The following is a 25,086-nucleotide window of genomic DNA, read 5'->3' as shown; positions in this document are numbered from 1 at the left end:
GGCTAGCCTAGCACCGCGAGCCGGAGCTCGACGAACGGATCCGACAGGGCCAGGAGCGCCAGGTCGCGGAGGTCGGGGAGGGCGAGCGCCTCGACCGGATCGAGCGGCCCGCCGTCGAGGCGCCGGTCGAGGAGCGCGAGCGTGCGGAGCGCGTGGCCGGGGTCGCCGGCGTGGAGCAGGCCCACCCGGTTCGCGGTCCGGCGCACCGCCGCCGCGAGCGCGCGCGGGTCGAGCGTGCGGAGCTCCGCCGCGGCCGGGCCGGCCAGCGCGGCCGCGGTGGCGCTCACCTCGCCGGGCACGGTCCGCTCCAGCGCGGCGAGGAACGCGCCGGCGTGCGCGGCGGGGAGGCCCATGGCGGGCGGCGCGCCACCGCCGAAGCGGCAGGCCAGCTCGAGCAGGATGGCGGCGTCGCGCGGCGCGAACTTCCCGAGCAGCGCCCAGCCGTGCTCGACGAGGTCGAGCGTGCGGGCGGCCAGGAACGCGAGCGCGCCCTCGGGCAGGCCGGCGAGCCCGGCCGGCAGCACCACCGAGGGCGGGCGGGTGTTCTCGATGACCACCTCGCGCCCGGGGCGGGCGCCGAGGAGCGCCGCGTGCGGGCGGGCCTCGAGCGCCCGCGCGGCCCGCTCCAGCGCGGCGTGCAGCGCCGGCGCGGCGGCGGGCGCGAGCCGGTCGGCGGGCCCGGCGCCGCGCGCGGCGAGGTCGGCCGGGAACAGCGGCTCGAGCCACGGCGCGAGCAGCGACACCAGGCGCGCGCAGGGGCCGTTCGCGCCCGGCGCCGCGACGCGCTCGCGGAGCGCGGCGGGCAGGTGCGCGGCGACCGGCGCCCCGGCGGGCGCGCTCCGTGACGGATCGGCGAACGCGGCGAGCGAGGCCGCCAGGCGCGCGCGCTCGGCGAGCCGGGCGGAGTCCTCCGCGCCGGTCCGCTCGGCGGCCGCGAGGGCCGCGCACAGCGCGCTCGCCTCGGCGAGGGCGGTCGCGTCGGAGGGATCGCGCCGCGCCAGCTCCAGCCAGCCCTCCGCCGCGCGGGCCTGCGTCTCCGGGCGCGCCGCCCGGGCCACGAGCAGCTCGCGCTGGGCCTCGAAGTCGTCCGGCACGAGCGAGAGCGCCTTCTCCAGCATCACCGCGGCGCGCTCCGGGTCGCCGAGCCGGGTGCGGAGCAGCTCGGCGAAGTGGCGCAGCCGCGCCGCGGCGGCGAGCGGGTCGTAGGCGGCGATGGCGTCGGCGCAGGCCTCGCCCAGGCGCACGTAGTCGTCGAAGCGGCCCAGCTTCTCGGCGGCGCGCGAGAGGTCGCGGGCGAGCGTCAGGTCCGAGGGGTCGCGGGCCAGCGCCTCCGCGAGCCAGGCGCGCGCCGGCTCCCACTCCGCGGCCTGCAGGCAGGCGCGCCCGCGGGCCGCCAGCTCCGCCACCGGCAGCGGGTGGTCCGGCCCGAGCTCGGCGCCCACCGCGGGCGTGGCGGGCAGCGCGCCCGGCCCCTCGGCCGCGAGCGCGATCTCCTCGTCCGACCACCCGGCGGGCGGCGGCAGCTCGGCGGCGGCGGGCTCGGCGCTCCGGGCGCGGATCGCCTCGGCGCGGGCGAGCCGCGTCACGTCGCCGGAGGCCACCGACAGGAGCCAGGACCAGGTGAGGTCGCGCTCGGGGTCGGCCTCGAGCGCCTCGATCAGCGCGTCCGCGGCGCCGGGCGCGTCGCCGGCGCGCTCGAGGTGGCCGGCGAGGCGCTCCAGCAGCTCGGCCCGGGCCACGCCCTCGGCCGCGGCCGCCTGCGCCCGCAGCACCTCGGCGACCGGGTCGGCGGCGGGCGCGCGAGGGGCGATCGGGTCCGGCTCCGCCGCGGGCGGCGCCGCCGGGCGGCCCATCCCGGCGAGCAGCGCCTCCGCCTCCTCGGCGCCGCGCAGCGCGGCGGCGGTGCCGCTGGCGCGCGCCGCCGCGAGCGCGTCGTGGAGCGTCGCGGCCGCGGCGTCCTCGTCGCCGAGCCGGTCGAGCTGGATGCGGGCGCGCCGCAGGTGCAGCGCGGCGGCCTCGGCGGGATCTCCGGCGGCGGCGGCCTCGGCCGCGAGGCCCGCGGCGGCCTCCGCCCACCCGTCGCGCCGGCCGTCCAGCGCCGCGAGCGCGTCCAGCGCGGGCGGGTGGACCGGATCCAGCTCCAGCACCGACAGGAACGCGCCGCGCGCCGCCTCGAGGTGCCCGGCCGCGGCGAAGCGCTCGCCGCGGGCCTGGCGCAGATCGCGCCGCCGCGCGGTCTGGCCCCAGGCCGCGAGCGCCTGCTCGTGGAGCTGGGCCAGATCGAGCCACGCGTCGAGGGCGCCGCGCGCGAGCGCCAGCGCGGCCGCGCGCTCGAACGCCTCGGGGTCGCCGGGGTCGGCCGCGAGCAGCTCGGCGTAGAGCGCCTCGGCCTCGCCGGCGCGGCCGGCCGCGTCCAGGGCGCGGGCGAGGCGCCGGCGGTGCGCGGTGCGGGCGTCGGGCGCGAGCCCGGCCTCGGGGATGGCCCGGAGGTGCTCGACCGCCGCGCCCGGGTCGCCCGCGGCGAGCGCCTCCTCCGCGAGCACGGTGCGGGCGGGCACGCAGCCGGGCCGCGCCAGCACCGCGGCCCGGTACGCGCGCGCGGCGTCGCCGTGGGCGCCGGCGTCCTCGAACAGCCGCGCGGCCTCGAGCGCGCTGCGCGACGCCTCGTCGCCGTCGCTGCGGATGGACGCCGACAGGAGCGCGCGGGCCGCGGCGAGCGGCTCGCCCCAGGCGGCCTCCAGGCGCGCCCGCGCGCGCCACGGGCCGGGCGCGTCCGGGTCGGCGCCGGCGGCGAGCTCGAGCGCGCCGCGCACCTCGTCGTCGGGCGCGCCGGCGCGGGCCAGCGCCTCGGCCGCGGCGGTGAACGCCTCGGCGCGCTCGGCGGGATCCTCGGAGGAGAGCGCGCGCTCCGCGGCCGCGCGGGCCGCCTCGCGCGCGCCGGCGGGCGGCGCCGCGGGCGGCGGGGCGGCGTCCGGCGCGGCCGGCTCCAGGCCGCCGAGCGCGCGCGCGTCGCGGGCCCGCGCCGGCTCGCCCGCCGCGTCCAGCGCCGCGGCGGTGCGCCCGGCCAGCGCCGCGAGCGCCTCCGGCCCCTCGCCGTCGCGCGCGCGGAGCTGGAGCAGGGCCTCCAGCAGCTCGGCCGCGTCGCGGCCGGCGTCGCCGAGCCCCTCGGCCAGCTCCGCGGCGGCCTCCAGCGCCACCCGGCGCTCCTCGGCCAGGCCCAGCGCGAGCGCGCGCTCGGCGCGGCTGCGGGCGGCGGCGAGCGCCAGCGCCGGGTCGCCCAGCGCGGCGTGCCCGTGCGCCAGCGCCGCCCAGGCGATGCCGGCGCGCTCGTCGGCGGGCGCGAGCGCGAGCGCCCGCTCCAGGTGCGCGATCCCGTCGGAGGCGCGGCCCTCGGCCCAGGCGGAGAGGCCGAGCCGGTAGCGCGCCGCCGCCTCGGCGGAGGCGGGCACGGCGCCGCGCGCCTCCCCGGCCCACGCCACCAGGCCGCGGTCCAGCTCGGCCGCGGCCGCCGGGCCGCGGGTCGCGGCCAGGCACGCGGCCAGCGCCGCGAGCGTCTCCACGTCGCCGGGCGCGGCCGCGAGCGCGGCCTCGTAGGCGGCGGCGGCGCGCTCGCCCTCGCCGAACGCGAGCAGCGCGTCGGCGCGCGCGCGGTGGCAGCTCGCCGCCTCGGCCGGCACCGCCGCGGCGCGGGCGGAGAGCACGCCGTCGAGCCGCTCCGGGTCGGCGGCCGCCTCGCGCAGCGCCGCCACGAACGCGCCGTCGTCCGCGGGCCAGGCGTCGAACGCGTCGCGCAGCGCGGCCCGCGCCCGCCCGTCCTCGCCGGCCGCGTGCAGCGCCCGCGCGGCCTCGCGCAGCCGGCCGGCGCGCGCCGGCCCGCGCGCGTGCGCGGCGCGGCCGAGGAACAGCTCGGCGCGCTCCAGGTGGCGGTCCGCGTACGCGTGCGCCAGCTCGCGGGCGGCGTCCTCGTCGTCCGGGTCGGCGCGCAGCAGCGCGGCGAGCAGCGGGATCGCCTCCTCGCGGCGCCCCAGGTCGCGGAGCAGCGCCGCGGCCGCGCGGAGCGCCACCGGATCGGCCGGCCCCTCGGTGGCCAGCGCGGCGCAGGCCTCCGCGGCGCGGGCGCGGTCGGCGGGATCCGGCGAGGCGGCCAGCCGGGTCACCGCGTCGCGCCGCATGCGGGCGCGCGCCGCCGGGTCGGCCTCGCGCTCGGCGCGCTCCAGCAGCATCCGCGCGACCTCCGGATCGCGGCCGGTCGCGCTCAGGATCGCGGTGAGCCGCTCCCGGGCGGCGGCGCTCCCGCGGTCGTGCGCGAGCGCTTCCCGGAGCGCGGCCTCGGCCGGCCCGGTGGCCCCGGCGGCCGCGTGCACGTCCGCGAGCGCCACCAGCGCCGCGGCGCGGGCGGGGCCGGGCGCGGCCGCGGCGGCCCGGGCGGCGAGCGCGCGGGCGAGGTGCGGCGTCCCCGCGTCGCCCAGCGCGTGCGCGGCGCGCTCCAGCAGCGCCACGCCCTCCGCCTCGCCCGGCGCGGCGGCCACCGCGCGCTCCAGCGCCTCGGCGGCGCCGGCCGGATCGCCGGCGTCGAGCAGCAGCGCGCCGGCGGCGCGGGCGTGCGCGGCCGCCGCGGCGAAGTCGCCGGCCGCGGCCGCGAGCGCGTCGAGCTGGAGCGAGAGCCGGGCGGCCTCCGCGGGGCGATCGAGGGCGCGGGCCAGCACCACCGCGTCGGCGAGCAGCCGCCGCGCGGCGTCCGGCTCGCCGGCGTCGAGCGCGAGGTCGGCGGCCTCGCCCAGCGCGTCGAGCCGCTCGGCCTCGGGCGCGCCGGCCCGCGCCAGCGCCCCGGCGCGCGCCTCGGCCAGCGCGGCGCTGCGGGCCGGGTCGGCCGCGGCGGCGGCGCGGGCCCGCCGGTAGAGGTCGCGGGCGAGGTCGGGCCGGCCGCCGGCGAGCAGCGCCGTCGCGGCGCGCCCGAGCGCGTCGGCCCGCGCCGCGCCGGACCGGGCCGCCTCCGCCGCCGCGAGCACGACGCGGGCGCCGCGCTCCGGGTCGTCGTCCAGCGCCAGCCGCCGCACCGCCGCCTCGAGGTCCTGCGGACGGCGGGCCAGGACCTCGGTCAGCGCGGCCAGCGCGAGCGCGCGCTCGCCGCGGTCCTCGGCCAGCTCGGCGAGCTGGCGCGCCAGCGCGAGCGCGTCCTCGGGCGGGAGCGCGCCGAGGCCGGCCTCGAGCAGGCGCCGGTGCACCACCAGCGCCTCGCCGGACGCGCCGCCCAGGTAGAGGACGCGCGCCAGCAGCGGCGCCGCGAAGGCGAGGTCGTCCTGCGTGCGGGCGTAGGCGCGGCGCGCGGCGCGGATGGCGCCGGCGAGATCGCCCTGCGAGAGCGCCAGCGCCGCCGCGGCGCGGAGCGCCCGGGCCGCGTCGCGCGGCGTCGGCGCGCGGCGCGCGTACGCCTCGAGCGGCTCGCCGGCGGGGCGGGCGGGCAGGTGCGCGCGCCGGAAGGCCGCGTGCTCCTCGGCGAGCCCGCGGTCGGGCGGGAGCGCGGCCAGCGCCGCCGCGTAGGCGCGGTCGGCCTCGACGGTGCGCCCGAGGCGCGCCAGCAGGCCGGCGCGCTCGAGCCGCCGCCGCCCGGCCGAGGCCGGCTCCAGCGCGGCCAGGTCCTCCAGCCGGTCGGCCACCGCGCCCAGGTCCCCCGCGGCCTCCGCGGGCGCGCGCGCCGCCTCGACCGCGGCGGGATCCCGCGGGGCGAGCGCGCGGGCCTCCTCGGCAGCGGCGAGCGCGCCGGCGCGGTCGCCGAGCGCGGCCGCGAGCGCGGCCCGGCGCAGGAGCGCCGCGGGCTTCGCGCCGGTGGGGAGCAGCGGCACCAGCGCGGCGAGCGCGTCCCGCTCGGCGGCGGCGTCCCCCCGGGCCCGGGCGCGCTCGGCCAGGGCCGCGAGCGCGGCGCGGGCGCTCTCGCGGCCGGGCGCGAGCGCGAGCGCGTCGCGCAGCGCCGCCTCGGCGCCGGCCGCGTCCTCGGCCGCACCGGCGGCGAGCAGCGCCAGCCCGGCCTCGGCGAGCCGGTCGCCCGCGTCCGGCTCGCCGCGGTCGCGCGCCCGGAGCGCCCGGGCGAGCAGCGCGCGGGCCGCCTCGGCGGGCGCCCCGGCGCGGGCCGCCAGGTCGGCGCGGAGCTCCAGCGCGGCGTCGTCGTCGCCGGCCCCGGCGGCGGCGCGGGCGGCGTCGAGCGCGCCCGCGAGATCGCCGGCGGCGGCCAGCAGCCGCGCGCGCCCGGCCTGCGCGGCGGCGGCCTCGGCGGCGTCCGCGAGCGGGTGGGCGGCGCGCCGCCCGAGGAGGTCGAGCGCCTGCGCCGGGGAGAGCGCGCCGGCGCAGGGGGCCGCGCAGAGCACGCGGAGCGCCGGGAGGCAGGCCGGATCCCGATCGAGCGCCTCGCCCGCGAGCCGCGCGGCCTCGGCCGCCTCGCCGCGCCCGGCGAGGAGCGCGGCCAGCTCGGCCCGCACCGCGGCGGCGTCCGCGCCGCGCGCCGGCGGGAGCCGCCGGCGGAGCGCCGCCTCCAGCCCGGCCGGATCGCCGGCGCGCCGGTGCAGCCCGGCGAGGCGCGCCAGCGCCGCGTCGTCGCCGGGGACCGCCTCGCAGTAGGCGGCGAGGTGCCGGCGCGCCGCCCCGGCGTCGCCGCACGCCGCGGCTGCCCCGGCGGCGAGCGCGAGCAGGCCGGCGCGCTCCGCGGCAGGGAGCGCGTCGCCGGCCAGCGCCGCCTCCGCGTCGCCGAGCGCGCCGCGCGGGTCCTCCGCCACGCGCCCGGCGGCGCGCCGGGCGCGGGCGGGCGCGAACGACGGGTCGAGCTGCGCGGCCAGGTCGAGCGCCTCGCCGGCCGGATCGAGCCCGTGCGCGCGCAGCGCCAGGGTGGCGCCGTCTCGCCCGCCGGTGAGCCGCGCGAGGAGCAGCAGCGCCCGCGAGGCGCCCCGCGCGTCGCCGCCCGCCGCCCGCAGCTCGGCGAGGCGGGCCAGCGCGGCCGGGGTGGTGGCCGGATCGTCGGCGGCGCGCTCGCACGCGGCGAGCGCGCGCGGCAGGTCGCCGGCCCGCTCGTGCAGCTCGGCGGCCTCCAGCCAGCGCCCGAGCCGCTCGAGGAGCGCCGCCCGCGCCGCGTCGTCGCCGGTGGCCGCGAGCACCTCCGCGAGCAGCGCGCCCGCGCCGGGGGCCTCGAGCGCGTGCGCCCGCTCCGCGTGCTCGCGCGCCGCGGACGGCTCGCCCGCGTCCAGCGCCGCCCGCGCCGCGCGCAGCTCGAGCTCGGCGGCGTCGGCGGCGCCGCCCGCCAGCAGCGCGCGCAGCGCCCCGAGCGCGAGCCGGGGGTCGCCGGCGCGCGCGGCCGCGTCCGCCTGCACGCGCAGCACCGCCGGGTCGCCCGGCGCCGCCGCCCGCGCCTCCGCGAGCGCCGCCAGGGCGGCGGGCGGGTCCACCGGCACGAGCAACCGCCCCCGCTCCAGCCAGGCCGCGGCCGCGGTGGGCGCGTCGCCGGCCGCCGCGGCCAGGCGGGCGGACTCCGCCAGCAGCTCCGCCACGGTGCTCGCGTCCGCCACCCGTCGCGCCAGCCGCAGCTCGGCGGCGAGCCGGGCCGGGTCGGGCCGGGCGGCGCGGGCCGAGGACGCGGCGGCGAGCGCCGCGGCGAGGTCGCCGGCGCGCTCCGCGGCCGCGGCGATGCGATCGTCGAGCGCGGCGGCGGCCTCCGCGTCCGCGGTCAGCGCGCGCAGCCGCTCCAGCGCCTCGCGCTCCGCGGCGGCGTCGCCGAGCGCCGCGGCGAGCTCGGCCTGGCCGGAGAGGGCCGGGGCGCAGGCCGGCGCGAGCGCCAGCGCCGCGGCGAAGCGGCGGGCCGCCTCGCCGTCCTGGCCGGCCGCGCGCAGCGCGGCGCCGGCCTCGGCCAGCAGCGCCGCCCGCGCGTCCGGGTCCGGCTCCAGCCCGGCGAGCCGGTCGAGCGCGGCGGCGAGCGCCGGCGGCCGTCCCAGCCCGCGGAGCCGCTCCGCCAGCCGCGCCAGCACCGTCGCGTCGCCGGGCGCGAGCGTCGCCGCCGCCTCGAGGTGCGCCGCCGCCGCGGCCGGATCGCCCAGCCGCCGCTCGGCCACCTCGGCGAGCGCGAGCCGCGTGCGCACCGCCAGCGCCGCGCCGTCCGGCGTGGCCGCGTCGATGCCGGCGAGCGCCATCGCGTGGAAGTCGGACGCCTCGGCCCAGTGCCCGAGCGCCTCGGCGGCGCGGGCGGCGCGGGCGTGGACCTCGGGGCCCGGCGCCAGCTCGGCGGCGGCGCGGTAGCGCAGGAGCGCGTTCTCGGCGTGCGCGAGCGGTCCCTCCCAGGCGGCGCCCGCCTCCAGCGCCGCATCCGCCGCCGCGGCGCGATCCCCGCGCGCGAGGTGGAGCTCCTTCAGCCGGTCCAGCGCCCGGACGGCGCGGAGCGGCTCGCCCGCCGCGGCGCAGGCCCGCGCCAGCGCGGCGAGCGGGGCCGGATCCTCCGGGGCGAGGCGGAGCGCCTGGTCGAGGTGGAGGCGGGCCGCGGCCGGATCGCTGTGCAGCAGCAGCTCGCCCAGCTCGGCGTGGGCGCGGGCCTTCTCCTGGGGATCCGGATCGTAGGCCACCAGCCGCCGGTCGGCGCGGACCAGCGCCTCGCGATCCCCCGAGGCGGCCGAGAGCGCGCGGAGCGCCCGGAGCGCGGGCACGTGGTCGCGCCGGACCTCCAGCGCCACCTCGGCCGCGCGCAGCGCGTCGGCCGGGTCCGCGCCCGGCACGTCGAACACCGCCTCGGCGGCGGCGAGCGCCGCGAACGCCTCGCCCCGGCCGCCCGCGGCGGCGGCGAGCGCCGTGTACGCGCGCGCCGCCCGGGCCGGCTCGCCGCGCGCCTGCCGCACCAGCGCCTCGGCGAGGAGCGCCGGCGCGAAGTCCGGGCGCCGCTGCAGCCAGGCCGCGGCGAGGTCGAGCGCCTCGTCGTGGAAGCGATCCTCGAGGAGCAGGAGCGAGAGCAGCAGCTCGGCCGCGAACGGGTGGGCGGCCGCGGCGGCCCCCTGGGCCAGCAGCGCCTCGCGCGCGTGCTCGGGCTCGCCGCGCGCCAGCGCCTCGCAGGCCGGCGCGAACGCGCGCGCGCCCTCGTCGGCGGCGAGCAGCTCCGGCGCGCCGCCCGCCTCGGCCGGCCCGGCCGCCGCCTCCCAGGCGATCCGCGCGACGCCCGGCGCGAACGCGGCCTTCGCCAGGCGCGCGCCGTGCGGGCGCGGCAGCTTCCAGCCCCGCGGCGCGAGCGCGGCGCGCAGCAGCGGCGCGAGCGGGTCGCCCGGCAGGGCCGCGGCGCCGGCCGCCTCCAGCGCCCGCGCCGCCAGGTGCGGGAGCGCGGCGGCCGGGAGCGGCGCCGGCCCGTAGAGCCGGGGCGAGTGGAACACGAGCGCCAGGCCCCGCTCGCCGCGCGGCAGGAGCCCCGCCTGCAGCGTGAACGCCGGCCCCGCGGCGATGCGCCCGGCCAGCTCGGCGAAGCCCTCGCGAAACGCGATCCGGACGTCCTCCAGGCCCAGGGCGCCCAGGCCGGCGCGGGCCAGGGCGGCCTCGACCGGCGCGGGCGTGAGCGCCACGCGCAGCTCGAGCAGGTCGGTGAGCCGGCTGCGGAACTGCGCCGCGCCGGCGCCGGCGTCGAACGGGAAGTGGACGTCCGGGACGCGGAGCGTGAGCGACTCGAGCGTGAGCCCCGGCGCCAGCTCGCGATCCGCGAGCCGCACCGAGGCGCCGCCGCGCTCGAGCCGCAGCTCGAAGCCGGCCCCGGACCCCGCCCCGGGCTCCGAGGAGTGGGCGGGGGCGGGCTGCTGTCTCACCTCCGCCATGGGGGCGGAATTCTACCGGAGGGGGCCCCGCGGGGCGAATCGCGGGTCGCCGGGTGGGACCCGGGAGCAGGTTCCCCGCGGCGCCGGTCCGGCCTCCGACGAGAGGGCCCCGGCCGCGGGGAGCGGTCCGGGGCCCTGGAGAGGCGAGGGCGGTGGCTCCTGCCTACTGCCCGCTGCTCCGCTGCGCCTGCCCGCGCCCGGCCTCGGCCGCGACCTCCGGCGGCGTGCGGCGGAACACCACCACGCTCCGGCGGCTCTGGAACTCGTCGTCCTCGCGGGCGAACACGGTGACGACGTTGTTGCCGGGCTTGAGCGGCAGGTCGGCGGTGAAGTCCATCTTCGAGGAGGTGGCCGTGTCCGGCTGGACCTTGAAGAAGACCTTCTGCTCGTTCACGAACACGAACACGTCGCGCAGGCGCGCCGTCGGATCCGCCGAGGGCGGCACGCTGGCGGTGCCCTGGAGCTTGAAGGTGTTGCCGTCCACCACCGGCGCGCCCTTCAGCGGGTCGGGCGAGAACGCGATGCGCGGCGGCTCGCGCTGCCACACCTCGACCACGGCGCCGCTCCGCGCCGTCCCGGCCGCCTTCAGCGGCTTCACCTCGCCCTCGGCGGCGAACGCGTAGCGCCCCTTCTGCCACTCGACCCGGTAGAACTCGCCGAAGCGGGCGTCCACCGGCAGCACCGCGCCCTTGCGCGCGGCCGCGATCACCGGGGCGGTGGCGCTCGCGCCGGTGCGGAGCTGGGCGTCCGCGACCTCCACGCGCACCGCGCCGTGCGCGGCGGTGCGGGCCGGCTCGTCCGTCGCCACCGGCAGGTCGAGCTTCTCGGAGACGTACTCGTCCATCTTCTCGTCCACGATGGTGACGCGGACCGGCGAGGTGTCGCTCTTCGAGCCGCGGCGGAGCTCGACCTCCATGGTGGCGGTCTTCACCTCGCCCGGCTTGAGCGCGCCGATCACCTCGCGCCCCTTCTTGATGAAGAGCTTCTCGTCCCCGAGGTTCTTCAGCAGCACGTAGGTCTTGTCGCCCGAGACGCCCGGGCCGGCGTTGCGCACGTCCACCCGGAGGTTGAACGTCTCGCCCCGCTGCGGGAGCCCGTCGCCGTTGCCGCCCTTGGCGTCGTCCACCTGGGCGCTGAACGCGAACACCGGCTTCTGCACCTCGGTGACCGCCACCGCCGTGGTGACGTCCGGCGGCGCCTTGCCGCCCTCGTCCTCGAAGTGGAGCGTCACCTCGTCGCGGCGGGTGTCCATGCCCTTCGGCAGCTTCACCGGGGCCGTCCAGGTGCGCTTCTCGCCCGGGCGCACCGCGCCGAACACGAACTCGCGGCGGTCGAGCAGCCCGTTCTTGTCGGCGGTGGTCCAGGCGCGGAGGCGCCGGAACGGCGCGTCGCCGCGGTTCTCGACCGTCACGGTCCAGGGCATCGTCTCGCCGGCGCGCAGCTCCTTGCCCGGCGGCGGCGACACCGTCACCACCGCGCGCGGGTTGCCGCGGCTGGCCTGGCCGTCGGCCCAGTCGACGCCCAGCTCGGCGAGGCGCTTCTGCAGCCGCGTCTCCTCCTGCTGGTGCCGCTCGGACACGAGCGCCTTGGCGGCCTCGAGCTGGCGGGCGCGATCCGGGTAGGGCGCGCGGCGCAGCAGGTCCTTCGCGAAGCGGATCTGGTAGTCCTCGACGAAGCGATCCGGATCGGCGTCGGCGTCCTCGTCCTCCTGCTGCTCCGGCGTCAGCTCGGTCACGTCGCCGTGCGGGGAGGCCTCGGCGGCCGCGTCCTTCTTCAGCTGCTTCGCGACCAGGTCCTCCTTCTCGTCGAGCAGGTAGCGCAGCTCGAGCGGCGGCTTGTCCTGGCGCTTCTTGCGCGCCTCGGCGCGGGCCGCCTCGGGGACGGTGCGGTCGGCCGGGTTGGTGAGGTGGCGGTCGAGGTCGGCCTCGCCCATCGAGCGCGGCGGGGCGAAGTAGTTGACCTGCTCCTTCAGCGCGCGGCCCGGCAGCAGCAGCACGTCCGGCGTGATGCCCACCTCCTGGATGGAGACGTCACCCGGGGTGAGGTACTGCGCGATGGTGAGCTTGAGCGCGGCCTCGTCGGCGGGGCGGCTCGGGTCGCTGAAGTCGTAGAGCACCTGCACCGAGCCCTTGCCGAAGCTCTGGCGGCCGATCACCAGCGCGCGCCCGTTGTTCTTGAGCGCGCCGGCGACGATCTCGCTGGCGGAGGCGGTGCTGTTGTTGACGATGACGACGATGGGCAGGCCGGTGAGGTCGGAGGGCTCGGCGCTCGCCTCCTTCACCTCGTGGATCTGCTGCTTGTCGCCCTCGCCCACCGTCTTGACGATCACGCCCTCCGAGAGGAACAGGTCGGAGACCGAGATGGCCTGGTCGAGCAGGCCGCCCGGGTTGCCGCGGAGATCGAGCACCAGGCCCTGCAGCTTGCCGCCGGCCTGCGCGCGCTGCTGCTGGAGCGCCTGCACCAGGTCGCGGGTGCTGTTGGTGGAGAACTGGGTGAGCTTGACGTAGCCGACGTTGCCGTCGAGGAGCTGCGCCTGCGGCACCGTCTCGATGCTGATCACCTCGCGGGTCAGCACCATCCGCCGCGGCTCCTGGGTCGGGCGCTGGATGGTGATGGCCACCTTGCTCTGCGGCCGACCGCGGAGGCGGTCCACCGCGTCCTGCAGGTCCATGTTGACGGTGGACTGCTCCTCGATGCGCGCGATCACGTCCTTCGGCTTCACCCCGGCGCGCTGCGCCGGCGTGTTCCGGAGCACCCGGACCACGGTCAGGTTGCTGTCGCGCATCGCCACCACGAACCCGAGCCCGCCGAACTCGCCGCGGGTCTGCAGCTTCATCTCCTTGAACGACTTCGGGTCGAACAGGACGGTGTGCGGGTCGAGCGTCTGGAGCAGGCCGTTCACCGCGGCGTACTCGATCTCGCGCAGGTCCTTGTGGGCGACGAGGTGCTGCTGGATGAAGCCCATCGCCTCGCCGAGGACGGTGCGGATCTCCCAGATGCTCTTCACGCCGGAGATGTCGAGCTCGCGGGAGGCGCTGCCCACCGTGAGCGTGAGCCGGGGCGACTTCTCGTCGCCCTGCACCATCACCTCGGCGACGGTCTTCTCCACCGCCTCGAGCGCCGCGACCACCATGCCCTTCGGATCCACGCGGCCCGGGTCCACGTAGTTGTCCTTCACCTGGAGGATCACCCTCGACAGGATGGGCAGCCGCTCGAGCTGGTAGTCGCCGTTGCCGCCGGCGCGCGCCGGCACCGGCGCGGCGCCCTTGAACGCGACGGCCGGCGGAGGCGCCTCGGGCTCGGCGCGGACGAAGCGGGCCGTGACGCCGAGCGCGAGCGCGAGCGAGGCCGCCAGGGTGGCGAACAGCCGGAAGGGGCGGATCATGGGGCGCCTGGGCAGGGAGGGTAGGGCAGGCAAGCGGGAAAACCTACGTATCGTGGGAGGATAGGTTGCAGCAGGATCCCGCGCAAGCAGATCGGCCCGGCCCAGGTCCCACCGGGATCCAACCGGCGGGGCCGGGAATCATGCCCGGGGGCGGCCCATGCCCCCTCAGCGGTCCTCGTCGTCGTGCTCGGCCTCGCGGTGAACGCGTGCCGCGTCCACCGCCGGGATCGCCCCGGCGGGCGCGCTGCGCAGGAGGTAGGCGCTCGCCGCCCCGTGGCGGTACACGAGCTCACCCCCCGCCTGGCCGGCGGACACCGCCAGCGCGGCGACCGCGACCGTGCCCGCCACCACGACCCCGGCCACCGCGGTCGCGGCGGCCGCCGGCACCACCAGCACCGCGGCGCTGACGGCGAGCACCGCGCCGGCGGCCCACACGAACACCTCCGCGCGCTCCTCGTGCGCCTCGATGAGCTTCTCCGAGATCACCGTCTCGGCCTGCTTCTCGTCGCGCTCGCCGAGCTGCATCGCCACGACGCCGCCCCCGACCAGGATCGCCTGGAGCGCCACCACGACGGCGAAGCTGCGCCGGGGCAGGGCGCCGCGCCAGAGCGCGACGGCGAGCCCGGCCGCGACGAGCGGCAGCACGAAGGCGAGACCGAGGGGGACGTGGACGATGGCGGGGTGCAGGGGTAGGGTCGGCATGGCGTGCGGGCTCCTGGGCCGGCGGGTTCGGGCCGGACGCGCCCAACCTGTCCGGCCCCCCGGCCGGCCGCCATCCGACGGATGACACACGTGGAAAAGCAGAGCGCATCCGCGGGGCTGGGCGGCGCACATGCGGCGGACGCCGACGCGCCCAGGCCGTGGGTGCTGGCGGTCCCCTCGGCCATCCTGGGCCTCGTGACGGTGCTGGTGGGGCTCGACGTCGCCTCCGACGCGCGCGCGGGCGGCTCCCCCGGGCACATCGCGCTCGAGGTCGCGATCATGGCGGTGGCGCTCGGCGGGGCGGTGGCGCTGTGGGCGCAGCTCGCCCTCGCCCGGCGCCGCACCCGGGCGCTGCAGCGCGACCTGGTGCGCGCCGAGGCCGACCTGGCCCGCTTCCGCGCCGAGTCGCAGGAGCACCTGCGCGGCCTGGCCGCCGCCATCGACCACCAGTTCGACCGCTGGGGCCTCTCGGCGGCGGAGCGCGAGGTGGCGCTGCTCCTGCTGAAGGGGCTCGCGCACAAGGACGTGGCGGACCTGCGGCGGACGAGCGAGCGCACCGTGCGGCAGCAGGCGCTCGCCGTGTACCGCAAGGCGGGTCTCGCCGGGCGCGCGGAGCTGTCCGCGTTCTTCCTGGAGGACCTGCTCCAGCCCGCGGCGCCGGCGCGCGCGGACGCACGCCCGGCGGGCGGCGAGACGAGGTAGCGCCACCGGCGGGGCGCGGGTAGATTCCGCCCGCATGTCGCTCGACGCCCATGTCCAGGACAGCCCGCCGGTGCGCGGGATCGACGATCTCGCCGGCTGGTTCGCGGCGCGCGAGCGGCCTCGCGCCGGCTGGAAGGTCGGCCTCGAGCACGAAAAGCTCGCGCTCGTCGCGGGCACGCTCGAGCCCATCCCGTACGACGGGCCGCGGGGCGTCGCGGCGGTGCTGCGCGGGTTCTCGCGGTACGGCTACGAGCCGTTCGAGGAGGACGGGCGGATCATCGCCTCGCAGTGCCAGGGGCTCACCGTCTCCATCGAGCCGGGCGGGCAGATCGAGCTGTCCGGCCGGCCGTTCGCCGACGTGCACGTGGTGGCCGCCGAGCTGGACCGGCACCTCCAGAAGTGCCGCGAGCTCGCGGCCGACCTCGGGCTCGAGTTCCTCGCCGCCGGCTACCGGCCGTGGGGCACGCCGGCGAGCTCGCCCTGGATGCCGAAGAACCGCTACGCGGTGATGCGGCCGTACCTGGCCGCCCGGGGCCGGCTCGGGCCGGACATGATGTCCATGACCGCCTCGGCCCAGGCCTCGTTCGACTTCTCCGGGCCGCGCGACATGGCCGAGAAGCTCCGGGTCGCGCTGGCGGTCCAGCCGGCGGTGGCGGCGCTGTTCGCGAACTCACCCATCGTGAATGGCCGGCCCGTCGGCTGGAAGTCGTACCGGGTGGCGGTGTGGGAGGAGACCGACCCGTCCCGCGCCGGCCTGCTCGGCTTCGCGTTCGAGCCGGGGTTCGACGACGACCCGTACCGCCGCTACGCCGAGTGGGCGCTCGACATCCCCATGATCTTCTTCCGCCGCGACGGCGGCTACGTCGATCCGGGCGGGCGGACGTTCCGGCAGTTCCTCGCCGACGGCATCGCCGGCGAGCGCCCCACGCTCATGGACTGGGAGGATCACCTCACCACGCTGTTCCCCGAGGTGCGGGTGAAGGGCGTGGTGGAGGTGCGCGCCGCCGACGCCTGCGACGCCGCCATGACCAAGGCGCTGGTCGCGTTCTGGAAGGGGCTGCTCTACGACCGCGAGGCGCGGGCCTGGGCCTGGGACACGGTGCGCGGCCTGTCGGTGGCCGAGCGGCGGGCGCTCATGATCGGCGCCGGCCGCGAGGGGCTGGAGGCGCGGCTGCCCGACGGCCGGGTGCTGGCGGACGTGGCGGCGACGTTGCTCGACGCGGCCGGGAACGGCCTGTGCCGGCAGCACTGCTGCGGCCAGCGCGGCGAGGACGAGCGGGTATGGCTCGCGCCGCTCCGGGAGCGCGCCGCCTCGCGCCGCTCCCCCGCCGACGACGCGCTCGACGCGTTCCGCCGCGGCGACCGGGCGCTGGCGGAGCACCTGCGGATCGCGTAGCCCCCTCGCGTCCGCGCGGTGATCCGCGCGCAGCAGGGGTGGGGACCCCGGCGAGCTCCGCTCGACGGGGCGGGGCGGCACGCCCCGTGGCAACCTTGCTGAACGACAGCGCGGCCGCCAATCACCGCAGGTGATCGCCGGCCGCGGACTGTCGTTCAGTGCGCGTGGTTCAGCGCGCGCAGCCCCCACATCACCGCGAGCCCGAACAGCAGCGCGCCGGAGAGGACCCACTTCGAGCCGCCGCGGCGGTGCAGGTCGGGGAGGATGTCCGAGAGCGACAGGTGCAGGAACGTGCCCGCGCTCGCGGCGAGCGCGGCGGCGGTGAACGTCTCGACCCGCACCACCTGGCGCAGCACCAGGTAGATGCCGGCGCCGACCGGCACCATCAGCGCGAAGGCCGCGTTCATCGCGAGCGCCCGGCCGCGCGAGTAGCCCTCGGCGCGCAGGATGGCCGAGAGCGAGAACGAGTTCGGGATCTTGTGCGCGAGGATGGCGAGGAACACGAGCAGCCCGAGCTCGGCGTGGCCGCTCGCGGCGCCGAGCGCGAAGCCGTCCACCAGCGTGTGCGCGCTCATCCCCACGAACGCGGCGAGCCCGAGCGTGGTGTGGACGGCGCACCCGGTGCCGTCCTCCTCCAGCGCGACCGCGCCGTCCGCGCCGACGTGCGCGTGGGCGTGGGCGTGGTGATCGTGGCCGGCGGCCTCCACCCCGGCCGGAAGCGGGGCGGCCTGCGAGAGCCGCGCGTTCGGCCCGGGCTCGGCGCAGACGTGCACGAGCACGAAGCGCTCCAGCAGGAACAGGAGCAGGAACCCGACCAGCACGTACGGCAGGATCCCCGCGCCGCTCTCCTCCACCGCCTCGGGCAGCATGTGGAAGAACGCGGCGCCGAGCATCACGCCCGCCGAGAACGACAGGCCGATGTCGGAGCGGCCCACGCGTCCGAGCAGCGGGAGCGAGCCGCCGGTGAGCGCGCCCACCAGGATGGCGGCGGTGTACAGGGCGAGGGACTGCGTCTGGGTCATGGTTCGTCCAGGCCGAGCGCGCGCATGCGGCGGGCCAGCGTACCGCGGTCGATGCCGAGCGCCTCCGCGGCGGCGGAGCGCACGCCCCGGGCCCGGGCCAGCGCGCCCGAGATGAGGGGGCGCTCCACCTCGCGCATCACCGCGTCGTAGAGACCGCTCGCGGGCTGGCCCTCGAGCCGGTCGAAGAAGGCGTCCACCCGCTGGCGCAGCTCCTCGTCGAGGGCGCAGGGCCGCGTGATGCGGCCGTCCACCAGCGCGAACGCCTCGCGCGCGAGCCGGGCGCGGCCGTCCGGGATCGAGCGCACCTCGACCACCTCCAGCCGCCCCGCCTCGCAGGCGCGCCGGAGCGCGTCGGGCGCGCCCTCGAGGAGCAGCGCCTTCACCGCGCCGATCCCCGCCGGCCGCCGTGCGGTCCGCGCGCGCTCACTCGCCGTCCTCCGAGGCGCGGAAGCCGGGATCGAGCTCGAAGCTGTCGCCGCCCGCGGGGAAGTGGCGCTCCAGCTGCGCCGCCACGTCGGCCGCGGTCACCAGCGCGGCCGCGTCGCGGCGGAAGTGCACGCCGCCGCGCCGGCCGCGCGTGTACCAGAGCAGGTGCTTGCGCAGCTCGCGGATGGCGTGGCGCTCCGAGGCCTCGGCGGGCTCGCCCGGCGCCATGCGGGCCCGGTGCTCCACCTGGAGGCGGACGTGCTCGAGCACCGTGCCCACCCACTCGTCGCGGCCGGGCGGCGGGGGCGGCGGGCGGCCGGCCTCGATGGCCCGCAGCTCGCGGAAGATCCACGGGTTGCCGCAGGCGCCGCGCGCCACCAGCACCGCGTCGCACCCGGTCTCCTCCCGCATGCGCACGGCGTCGGCGGCGGTCCACACGTCCCCCGAGCCGAGCACCGGGATCGCGACCGCCTGCTTCACCGCCCGGACCAGCTCCCAGCGCGCCTTGCCGGAGTAGAGCTGGCTGCGGGTGCGCCCGTGCAGCGCCACCGCCGCGGCGCCGCCGGCCTCGGCCGCGCGCGCGACGTCGACGCAGTTCACCTCGCCCTCGTCCCAGCCGGCGCGGATCTTGACCGTGACCGGTACCGGGACCGCGGCGCGGATGGCGCGGACCGCCTCCTCGACCCTGCGCGGATCGCGCCCCATGGCCGCCCCGGCGCCGCTGCCGCACACCTTCTTCACCGGGCAGGCCATGTTGACGTCGATCATGCCGGCGCCCGCCGCGACCGCGACCGCGGCCCCGCGTGCGAGCACCTCCGGCTCCGAGGCGAAGATCTGTACCGCGAACGGGTCCTCGTCCGGCTCGCGGTCGAGGTAGCTCGAGGTCTGCAGCGCGCCGTGCATCAGGCCGTGCGCCGAGACCATCTCGGTGTACGCGAAGCTCGCGCCCATGCGCCGGCAGATGGCGCGGAACGGGCGGTCGGACACGCCGGCCAGCGGGGCGAGGAAGTAGCGGCCGGGGAACTGGTAGGGGCCGATCTGCATGGTCAGGCGTGCGGCAAGCGGGGTCGGGGGTGTAGCACGGACCGATTTCGGTGGGGAACGCCGGAATGCCCGGGGGTGCCGGCGGTTCCAGGGCGGTACCGGAGCGACCGTGGCGGGGTGCTTTAGCCGCGCGGCCCCCTGCGCGCACCCGCGCGGATGGCCGCCGAAGGGGCCTGACGTTGCCGCGAGGGCGGTGCACAGGCTTCCGGCGATCGGGGTGGTCGATCGGCGGCCAGGCGAGGCAGCGGTCCCCCGAAGCGAGGAGGAGGACGGTCCGCCGCAGTGAGAGGAGTCAGCAGATCCCCCGGGCGCCCGATTTGGCACGACCCGGTGGCCCCGGTACGATGTGGCATCCGAACGGCCGGCCAACGGACCGGCCCCCCGCAGCAGAAGCCGAGGAGCGATGAGGCAGATCCGCACGACCTTCCTAGCCGTTTGCGCGCTCGCCCTGGCCGGGCCGGCCAGCCCCCAGGGCCCCGCCTCCCGGGGCGTCACCGTCCAGGCCGCCGCCCAGGCCCTGCCCGCCGCGGAGGTGCCGGAGGCGCAGATCGTGGCGCCGCCGAAGCCGGCGCAGCGCCGCCAGGAGCCGTCGGTGCAGGACGCGATCGCGAACGCGGACGCGCCCGACGAGCCCGCCATCGCGGAGGAGATCGAGCAGGAGTCGGCGGAGCTGGAGGACCTGCGCCAGGCCGAGGAGGCGTCGCGGGTGCAGGACGGCGCCGAGGGCCGCCGGACGGTGGGCGCCGACGGGCTCGGGCTCGAGTCCCCCATCCGCGACCGCGTGGAGGGCGCGCTGGGCCGCGACGCCACGCCGCGGGGCGAGGGCGCCGGGCGGATCCCGCTGCTCCCCGAGATCGACCACGATCTCGCCACGCTCCAGGCCGAGTACGACATCCCCATCGACGTGAACGAGGCGGTGGTCGCGTACGTCCGCTTCTTCCAGTCGCCCAGCGTCCGCGCCCACTTCGTGAAGTGGCTCGGGCGCTCGCACCGGTACATGGAGCGGTACCGCAAGATCCTGAAGGACGAGGGGCTGCCGCAGGACACGGTCTTCCTCGCGATGATCGAGAGCGGCTTCGGCAACTTCGCCTACAGCCGCGCCAAGGCGTCCGGCCCCTGGCAGTTCATCGCCGCGACGGGCAAGAGCTACGGCCTGAAGCAGGACTTCTGGGTGGACGAGCGGCGCGATCCGGAGCGCTCCGCCCGCGCCGCCGCGCGCTTCCTGAAGCGGCTGCGCGAGCAGACCGGCGACTGGCGGCTGGCGTGGGCCGGCTACAACGCCGGCGCCGGCCGCGTCCTCGCCGCGCAGCGGATGGGGTACGACGACTTCTGGGAGATGGCGGACGTCCCCGGCAAGAAGGTGCTCCGCGCCGAGACCAAGGGCTACGTGCCGAAGCTGATGGCGGCCGCCATCATCACCAAGCACCACGAGGCGTTCGGGTTCCGGCAGGAGGAGATCGAGCGGCAGGCGTGGACGGAGTACGAGGAGGTGGACGTCCCGGACGCCACGCTGCTCACCGTCATCGCGCGCGCCGCCGGCGTCTCCGAGAAGGAGATCATCGACCTCAACCCCGAGCTGCGCCGCGCCTGCACGCCGCCCCGCCCGTACAGGATCAAGATCCCCGCCGAGCGCGCCGAGGCGTTCGCCGAGGCGTGGCCGGCGCTCCGCGCGAAGACCCGCCTGACGTTCGCCGGGCACGTGGTCCGCCGCGGCGACAGCATCGGCCGGATCGCGCAGCGCTACGGCGTGCCGGCCCAGGGCATCCTGGAGATGAACGGCCTGAAGAGCGCGCGGAAGCTGCGCGTCGGCACGGAGCTGATCATCCCGCGGCCCGCCGCCGGGGTGGCGGTGGCCGCGCGCGCGCCGGAGCCCGAGGCGCGCCGCCCGGCCGCCGCCGAGCGCGCCGCCGCCCAGGCGCCGGTGCGGACCGCCTCCGCCGCCGCGCCCGCCGCGAAGCCCGCGCACCAGACGCTGCGGGTCCGCGCCGGCGACACGCTCTGGTCCATCGCGCAGCGCTTCGGCGTCGAGCTCCAGGACCTGTGCCGCTGGAACGGGATCAAGAACCCCCGCAGCCACAAGCTGCTGGTGGGCGCGATGATCGTCGTGCGGCCCGGGCGCGGGTAGGCGGCGGCACCGCTGCTCGTGGTTCGTCCCTCGACTCCGCGCGGCCCGAAGGCCGCGCTACGCTCGGGATGAGCGATCGAGCCGGAGGCTCGCCGGAGTCGAAGGGCCACCCTGAGCGTCCCTCGACTCCGGCCGTGCCCCAGTCGTCTCGCTCACCCCGAGCGTCTCTGACTTCCGCTCACCCTGAGCGTAGGCGAGCCGGAGGCTCGCCGGAGTCGAAGGGTCGGGACGAGCGGGCGGAGTCGAAGGGTCATCACGACAACGTTCTCGCCGGATCGATCCGCGCCGCGAACGCCGCCGGCGCGAGCGCGCCCACCACCGCCGCCGCCGCCGGCACCGCGACGCCGAGCACGACGAGCCAGGGCGGCAGCGCGAAGAAGGTGTCCGGGCGGAACGGGAAGTCCGGGAGCGCGCGGGCCGCGGCCGCGTCGGTGACCCGCGCCGCGGCCACCGCCAGCGCGGTGCCGATCGCGCCGCCCACCAGCCCCACCAGCGCCGCCTCCGCGAGCACCACCGCGCGCACGTCGGCGGGCGCCGCGCCCACCGCCTCCAGGATCGCGATCTCCTTCGCCCGGCCGCGCACGCTCGCCGAGAGCGACTGCGCGATGGCGAGCGCCGCGAGCGCGCACAGGACGCCGGCGAGCAGCGCGAGCGCGCCGGTGGTCACCGCCACCACCGTGCCCACGCGCTCCGCCGCCGAGCGCTCCCCCTCGTCCACCGAGAAGCCCATGCGCCGCACCGCCGCCATGACCGCCGGCACGTCGTCGGGGCGGCGCGCGAGCAGCGTCACCTGCGTGTAGCCCGCGTCCGGCTTGCCGTACTCGCGGTGCAGGCGCCGCACGGTGTCGAGCGGCATCGCCATCAGGTAGAGCGGCACGCGATCCGAGAGCCCGGCCAGCTCCAGGCGCGCCTCGTACACCCGGTCCTCGGTCTTCTGCGGCACGATCGAGAAGCCGACCCGCACCGGGAGCTGGAGCCCCACGATGGACAGGCCCGGCGGCAGCCTCCGCACGTTCCAGGCCGGCGCGATGGTCTTGTCGTAGACCTCGAGCAGCCGCCGCGAGAGCAGCACCGGGATCGGGCCGCCGCCCGGGCCCGGGTCCGCGAAGGCGCGCCCCGCCCGCAGGTCGGCCTGCACCAGCCCGGGCGCCACGCCCACCACCGGGATCTGGAGGGTCATGCCGGGCGGCCAGTTGTAGTCGAGCCCGGTGGGCGGCCGGGACGCCGCCACCGGCACGCGCAGCGAGAGCCGCGGCCAGGCCTGCTCGACGCCGGGGAGGCGCCCGAGCCGCGCCAGCGCCGCGTCGTCGAGGCGCCCGCCGCCCAGGACCCCGCCCAGCGCCACGCCGGCCGGGACCACCTCCACCAGCCGCGCGTCCGCCGGGAACATGCGCCGGGCCGCGTGCGAGACGCCCATGCCGAGCGCCAGGATGAACACCAGCGCCGCCGCGCCCACGCAGGCGGCGGCCGCGTTCAGCAGCGCGCCCTTGCGGTCGGCGCGCAGGTTCGCCCGCGCGATCCAGAGGACGCCACGCGCGCTCACCGGAGCCTCCCGTCCTCGAGGTGGAGCACCCGCGAGGCCGCCTCGGACACGCGCTCCTCGTGCGTCACCACCAGCACGGTCATCCCGCCGGCGGCCATGCGCTGGAACAGCCGGATGATGCCGTCGCCGCTCACCGCGTCGAGGTTGCCGGTCGGCTCGTCGGCGAGGAGCACCTGCGGGCGCGCCAGCAGCGCCCGCGCGATGGCCACACGCTGGCGCTCGCCGCCGGAGAGGTGCGCCGGCGTGGCGCGCGCCTTCTCCGCGAGCCCGACCGACGCGAGCGCCTCGGCGGCGCGGGCGCGCACCGCGGCGGTGCCCTCCGCGCCCTCGCGGCGGAGCATCCCCGGCAGCATCACGTTCTCGAGGGCCGACATCCCCGCGAGCAGGTTGAACGACTGGAACACGAAGCCCACCGCGCGGTTCCGCAGCTCGGCCCGCGCGCGGGGCGAGAGCCCGGCGAGCCGCGTGCCGGCCACCTCGACCTCCCCGGCGAAGTCACGGTCGAGCGCGCCGGCGACGTAGAGCAGGGTGGACTTGCCCGAGCCCGAGGGGCCCACGATCGCGACCAGCTCGCCCGGCCGCACCTCCAGGTCGATGCCGCGCAGCACCGGCACCGGGCGGTCGCCGTCGCGGAACGCCTTGGTGACGCCGGCGAGCCGGATCACGGCCGCACCTGCGGCGCGGACGGCATCACCTCCACCTCCGCGGCCAGGACCAGCGCCCCCTCCGCGAGCTGCGCGCCGAGCGACACCGCCGACAGGCGCGCGGCCGGCTCCAGGAACCGGTCCACCACCGACCGGACCACGAACCCGGACGGCCCGGTGCCGAAGGCGTCCTCCGGCAGCGCGCGCACGCCGGCCACCAGCCGCTGCACGTCGAGCACCGCGCCCCCCAGCCCGCCTTTCAGCGCCGCCCCGGCGGCGCGCGTGGGCGCGCGGAAGCCGTCGCCGCCGCCGTCGAGCCGCGCCACCAGCGCGTCGAGCGCGCCGGGAGCGCCGCCGGCGAGCGCCAGGCGATCGCCATCGAGCCGCCAGGCCAGCTCGCCGCTCGGCGTGGCGATCCGCCAGGTGCCCGGGGCGGGCGACCCGGCGCCGGCGCGGGCGGCGCGCGGGCGCCGCGGGGGCGGGGCGATCCGGTCGAACGCGGCCCGGGCGCGCTCCCGGTCCTTCACGCGCGCCACCGCCTCGAGGCGCACGAGCCGCAGCGGATCGGCGCGGAGCGTCGCCTCGGTGAGCCCGGTCAGCTCCAGGCCCGGCGAGAGCGAGAGCGCCAGGGCCACCCCGGGCGCGAGCAGGTCGAACCCGTCGCGCTGCGGGTCGAGGCCGCGGGCGGCGAGGCGCGCGCGGTCGGCGCGCGAGAGCATCGGGACGAGCTTGCCGCCGAGCGGGCCGGGCTCGCCGTCCCAGCGCGCCGCGAGCTGCGCCTCGGGGTGGAGGCGCGCCAGCAGGGCCGCGGCCGCGCCGCCGCCGGCGAGCGCGCGGAAGGACGGCTCGCGCGCGCCGAGCAGCACGGCCGCGCTGGCGCGCAGCCCGCCCGGCCCGCCCGAGAGGCCCAGGGCGAGGCCGTCTCGCACCGGCCACGCGCGCGCGAGGAGCGGCGAGCCCGGCGGCGCGAAGGCGACCGCGGCCGGCGCGTCGCCCAGCGCCCGCCGCGCGGCGCCGAACGCGGCGTCCCCCGCCAGCGCCCGCTCCGGCGCGAGCCCGGCCGCCTCGGCCACGAGGTCGGCCGCGCCCGGCCCCTGCGACACGAGCGCGGTGCGCTGGGTGACGAGGTAGGCGAGCGCGATGGGCTCGCCGGCGGCGCGCCGGAACGCGACGGTCGAGAACGTCCCGCGCGGCTCGGCGGTGCGGAGGTCCGCCCCGAGCCGCTCGCGGGCGAGGCGCGCCAGCAACGCGTCCATCCTGGCCGCGTCGCCCACCGGGAGCACCAGCAGCGCCCGCGGCGGCGCGCCGCCCGCGTCGAGCAGCGCGAGCGCCGCCCCGCGGCGCGCGTCCACGCCGGCCTCGGCGAGGCCCTTCGGATCGAGCGGGTCGAAGCCGAGCTGGGCCGCGATGGCCCCGCGCGCCTCGGCGACGGCGGTCGCGCCGGGGAACGCCGACACGGCGGCGTGCAGGGCCGCCAGCTCGCGGCTGGCGCGCCCGGTCTCCGGGACGACCACCACCGCCCGCACGGCGGCGGGCACGAAGCGCTCGGGGGGCGGGCCGGGGCTGCGTCCGCGGCAGCCGCCGGCGCCGAGCGCCACGGCCAGGAGAGCCGGCAGGAGGAGGCGCCGGAGCACGGAGGTTTCTTACCATGCTAAGAGAGGCCCGCTCATGATCTTCTCCATCGAAGACGACGCACCCATCGTGCGCGACCTCCTGCCCGACTGGCGCGCCCGCTTCGGCGCGGCCGGCGGCCGCCTCGAGCTGGAGATCGGCTGCGGACACGGCGGCTTCGCGCTCGGGTTCGCGCGCGCGTTCCCCGACCGGGCGCTGGTGGGGATCGAGCAGCGGCGGAAGTTCGCCGCGGTGCTGGCGGCGAAGGGCGCGCGGCACGGGCTCTCCAACCTGCTGGTGCTGAACGGGGACGCGCGGCTCCTCGCCCCGCGGCTGTTCGCCGCGGGCTCGCTCGCGGCGATCCACGTGCACTTCCCCGACCCGTGGTGGAAGCGGCGCCACCACCGCCGGCGCCTGGTGGACGATCGGATGTCCGCGCTGCTCCTCGGCCTGCTCGCGCCCGGCGGCGTGCTCGACTTCCGCACCGACGTGGAGCGCTACGCGCGCGAGGCGGTGATCCGCCTCGAGGAGGCCGGCTTCCGCAACGCCGCCGGCCCGGGCCGCTTCGCGGAGGCCGCGCCCGACGAGATCCCGTCCACGCGCGAGCGCCGCTACCTCGCGAGCGGCGAGCCGGTGTGGCGCCTGCGCCTCCTGAAGCCGTGATCGCG

General features: G+C 79.2%; 13 protein-coding genes. 4 read left to right on the top strand and 9 right to left on the bottom strand.

All coding sequences use genetic code 11. From position 1 onward, the window contains the following. Positions 1-2 precede the first annotated feature (2 nt). From A2CP1_RS19855 to A2CP1_RS19845, 3 genes are all read right to left on the bottom strand, one after another. Positions 3-9,818, bottom strand: coding sequence for a hypothetical protein (locus A2CP1_RS19855; protein WP_015934992.1), 9,816 nt, complete (start codon positions 9,816-9,818; stop codon positions 3-5). A 163-nt stretch (positions 9,819-9,981) separates the two neighbouring features. Then, positions 9,982-13,203, bottom strand: coding sequence for an MXAN_5808 family serine peptidase (locus A2CP1_RS19850; RefSeq protein WP_015934991.1), 3,222 nt, complete (start codon positions 13,201-13,203; stop codon positions 9,982-9,984). A 165-nt stretch (positions 13,204-13,368) separates the two neighbouring features. After that, the gene (locus tag A2CP1_RS19845) at positions 13,369-13,905 is read right to left on the bottom strand and encodes a hypothetical protein (RefSeq protein ID WP_015934990.1); all 537 of its coding nucleotides are present in this window, start codon (positions 13,903-13,905) and stop codon (positions 13,369-13,371) included. Positions 13,906-13,986: 81 nt separating this feature from the next. Between A2CP1_RS19845 and A2CP1_RS19840 the strand changes: the two genes are divergently transcribed. Both A2CP1_RS19840 and A2CP1_RS19835 read left to right on the top strand, forming a co-directional pair. Then, the gene (locus A2CP1_RS19840) at positions 13,987-14,607 is read left to right on the top strand and encodes a helix-turn-helix transcriptional regulator (protein ID WP_015934989.1); all 621 of its coding nucleotides are present in this window, start codon (positions 13,987-13,989) and stop codon (positions 14,605-14,607) included. Positions 14,608-14,641: 34 nt separating this feature from the next. Continuing rightward, positions 14,642-16,003, top strand: coding sequence for a glutamate--cysteine ligase (locus tag A2CP1_RS19835; protein ID WP_015934988.1), 1,362 nt, complete (start codon positions 14,642-14,644; stop codon positions 16,001-16,003). 155 nt (positions 16,004-16,158) lie between these two features. On the opposite strand, the gene A2CP1_RS19830 is transcribed toward A2CP1_RS19835, so the two are convergent. From A2CP1_RS19830 to dusB, 3 genes are read right to left on the bottom strand one after another with little or no spacing between them, the layout of a single operon-like run. Then, positions 16,159-17,025: a ZIP family metal transporter gene (locus A2CP1_RS19830; protein WP_015934987.1), complete on the bottom strand. Its 867-nt coding sequence runs from the start codon at positions 17,023-17,025 to the stop codon at positions 16,159-16,161. Beyond that, complete coding sequence (locus tag A2CP1_RS19825; protein ID WP_015934986.1) at positions 17,022-17,408, bottom strand: helix-turn-helix domain-containing protein; 387 nt, start codon at positions 17,406-17,408, stop codon at positions 17,022-17,024. The genes A2CP1_RS19830 and A2CP1_RS19825 overlap by 4 nt, the downstream gene beginning before the upstream one ends. A gap of 40 nt (positions 17,409-17,448) precedes the next feature. Further along, positions 17,449-18,495 (bottom strand): tRNA dihydrouridine synthase DusB, encoded by a 1,047-nt coding sequence (gene dusB / locus A2CP1_RS19820; protein ID WP_015934985.1) that lies wholly within the window; start codon positions 18,493-18,495, stop codon positions 17,449-17,451. Between the two features lie 403 nt (positions 18,496-18,898). Here dusB and A2CP1_RS19815 point away from each other — a divergent pair, with 403 nt between their 5' ends. After that, positions 18,899-20,620 carry a lytic transglycosylase domain-containing protein gene (locus A2CP1_RS19815; protein WP_015934984.1) on the top strand — a complete coding sequence of 574 codons (1,722 nt, stop codon included), beginning with the start codon at positions 18,899-18,901 and terminating at the stop codon, positions 20,618-20,620. Positions 20,621-20,873: 253 nt separating this feature from the next. Here the strand turns inward: A2CP1_RS19815 and A2CP1_RS19810 are convergent, their stop codons facing one another. From A2CP1_RS19810 to A2CP1_RS19800, 3 genes are read right to left on the bottom strand one after another with little or no spacing between them, the layout of a single operon-like run. Continuing rightward, positions 20,874-22,163, bottom strand: coding sequence for an FtsX-like permease family protein (locus tag A2CP1_RS19810; protein WP_015934983.1), 1,290 nt, complete (start codon positions 22,161-22,163; stop codon positions 20,874-20,876). Continuing rightward, positions 22,160-22,828 carry an ABC transporter ATP-binding protein gene (locus A2CP1_RS19805; protein ID WP_015934982.1) on the bottom strand — a complete coding sequence of 223 codons (669 nt, stop codon included), beginning with the start codon at positions 22,826-22,828 and terminating at the stop codon, positions 22,160-22,162. The genes A2CP1_RS19810 and A2CP1_RS19805 overlap by 4 nt, the downstream gene beginning before the upstream one ends. Then, positions 22,825-24,441 carry a hypothetical protein gene (locus tag A2CP1_RS19800; RefSeq protein WP_015934981.1) on the bottom strand — a complete coding sequence of 539 codons (1,617 nt, stop codon included), beginning with the start codon at positions 24,439-24,441 and terminating at the stop codon, positions 22,825-22,827. The genes A2CP1_RS19805 and A2CP1_RS19800 overlap by 4 nt, the downstream gene beginning before the upstream one ends. A 34-nt stretch (positions 24,442-24,475) precedes the next feature. Between A2CP1_RS19800 and trmB the strand changes: the two genes are divergently transcribed. Continuing rightward, entirely contained in the window at positions 24,476-25,081 is a 606-nt protein-coding gene (trmB, locus tag A2CP1_RS19795) for a tRNA (guanosine(46)-N7)-methyltransferase TrmB (protein ID WP_015934980.1), read from the top strand. The last annotated feature ends 5 nt before the right edge of the window (positions 25,082-25,086 follow it).

The organism is Anaeromyxobacter dehalogenans 2CP-1, from assembly GCF_000022145.1.
In the GTDB taxonomy this organism is placed as follows: Bacteria; Myxococcota; Myxococcia; order Myxococcales; family Anaeromyxobacteraceae; genus Anaeromyxobacter; species Anaeromyxobacter dehalogenans.
This window is presented reverse-complemented; position numbering and strand designations above follow the sequence as displayed.

Bases quoted from the DNA above. Each gene is read 5' to 3' on its own strand.
- A2CP1_RS19855 (WP_015934992.1), bottom strand. From the start codon at position 9,818: ATGGCGGAGGTGAGACAGCAGCCCGCCCCCGCCCACTCCTCGGAGCCC.
- A2CP1_RS19850 (WP_015934991.1), bottom strand. From the start codon at position 13,203: ATGATCCGCCCCTTCCGGCTGTTCGCCACCCTGGCGGCCTCGCTCGCG.
- A2CP1_RS19845 (WP_015934990.1), bottom strand. From the start codon at position 13,905: ATGCCGACCCTACCCCTGCACCCCGCCATCGTCCACGTCCCCCTCGGT.
- A2CP1_RS19840 (WP_015934989.1), top strand. From the start codon at position 13,987: ATGACACACGTGGAAAAGCAGAGCGCATCCGCGGGGCTGGGCGGCGCA.
- A2CP1_RS19835 (WP_015934988.1), top strand. From the start codon at position 14,642: ATGTCGCTCGACGCCCATGTCCAGGACAGCCCGCCGGTGCGCGGGATC.
- A2CP1_RS19830 (WP_015934987.1), bottom strand. From the start codon at position 17,025: ATGACCCAGACGCAGTCCCTCGCCCTGTACACCGCCGCCATCCTGGTG.
- dusB (WP_015934985.1), bottom strand. From the start codon at position 18,495: ATGCAGATCGGCCCCTACCAGTTCCCCGGCCGCTACTTCCTCGCCCCG.
- A2CP1_RS19815 (WP_015934984.1), top strand. From the start codon at position 18,899: ATGAGGCAGATCCGCACGACCTTCCTAGCCGTTTGCGCGCTCGCCCTG.
- trmB (WP_015934980.1), top strand. From the start codon at position 24,476: ATGATCTTCTCCATCGAAGACGACGCACCCATCGTGCGCGACCTCCTG.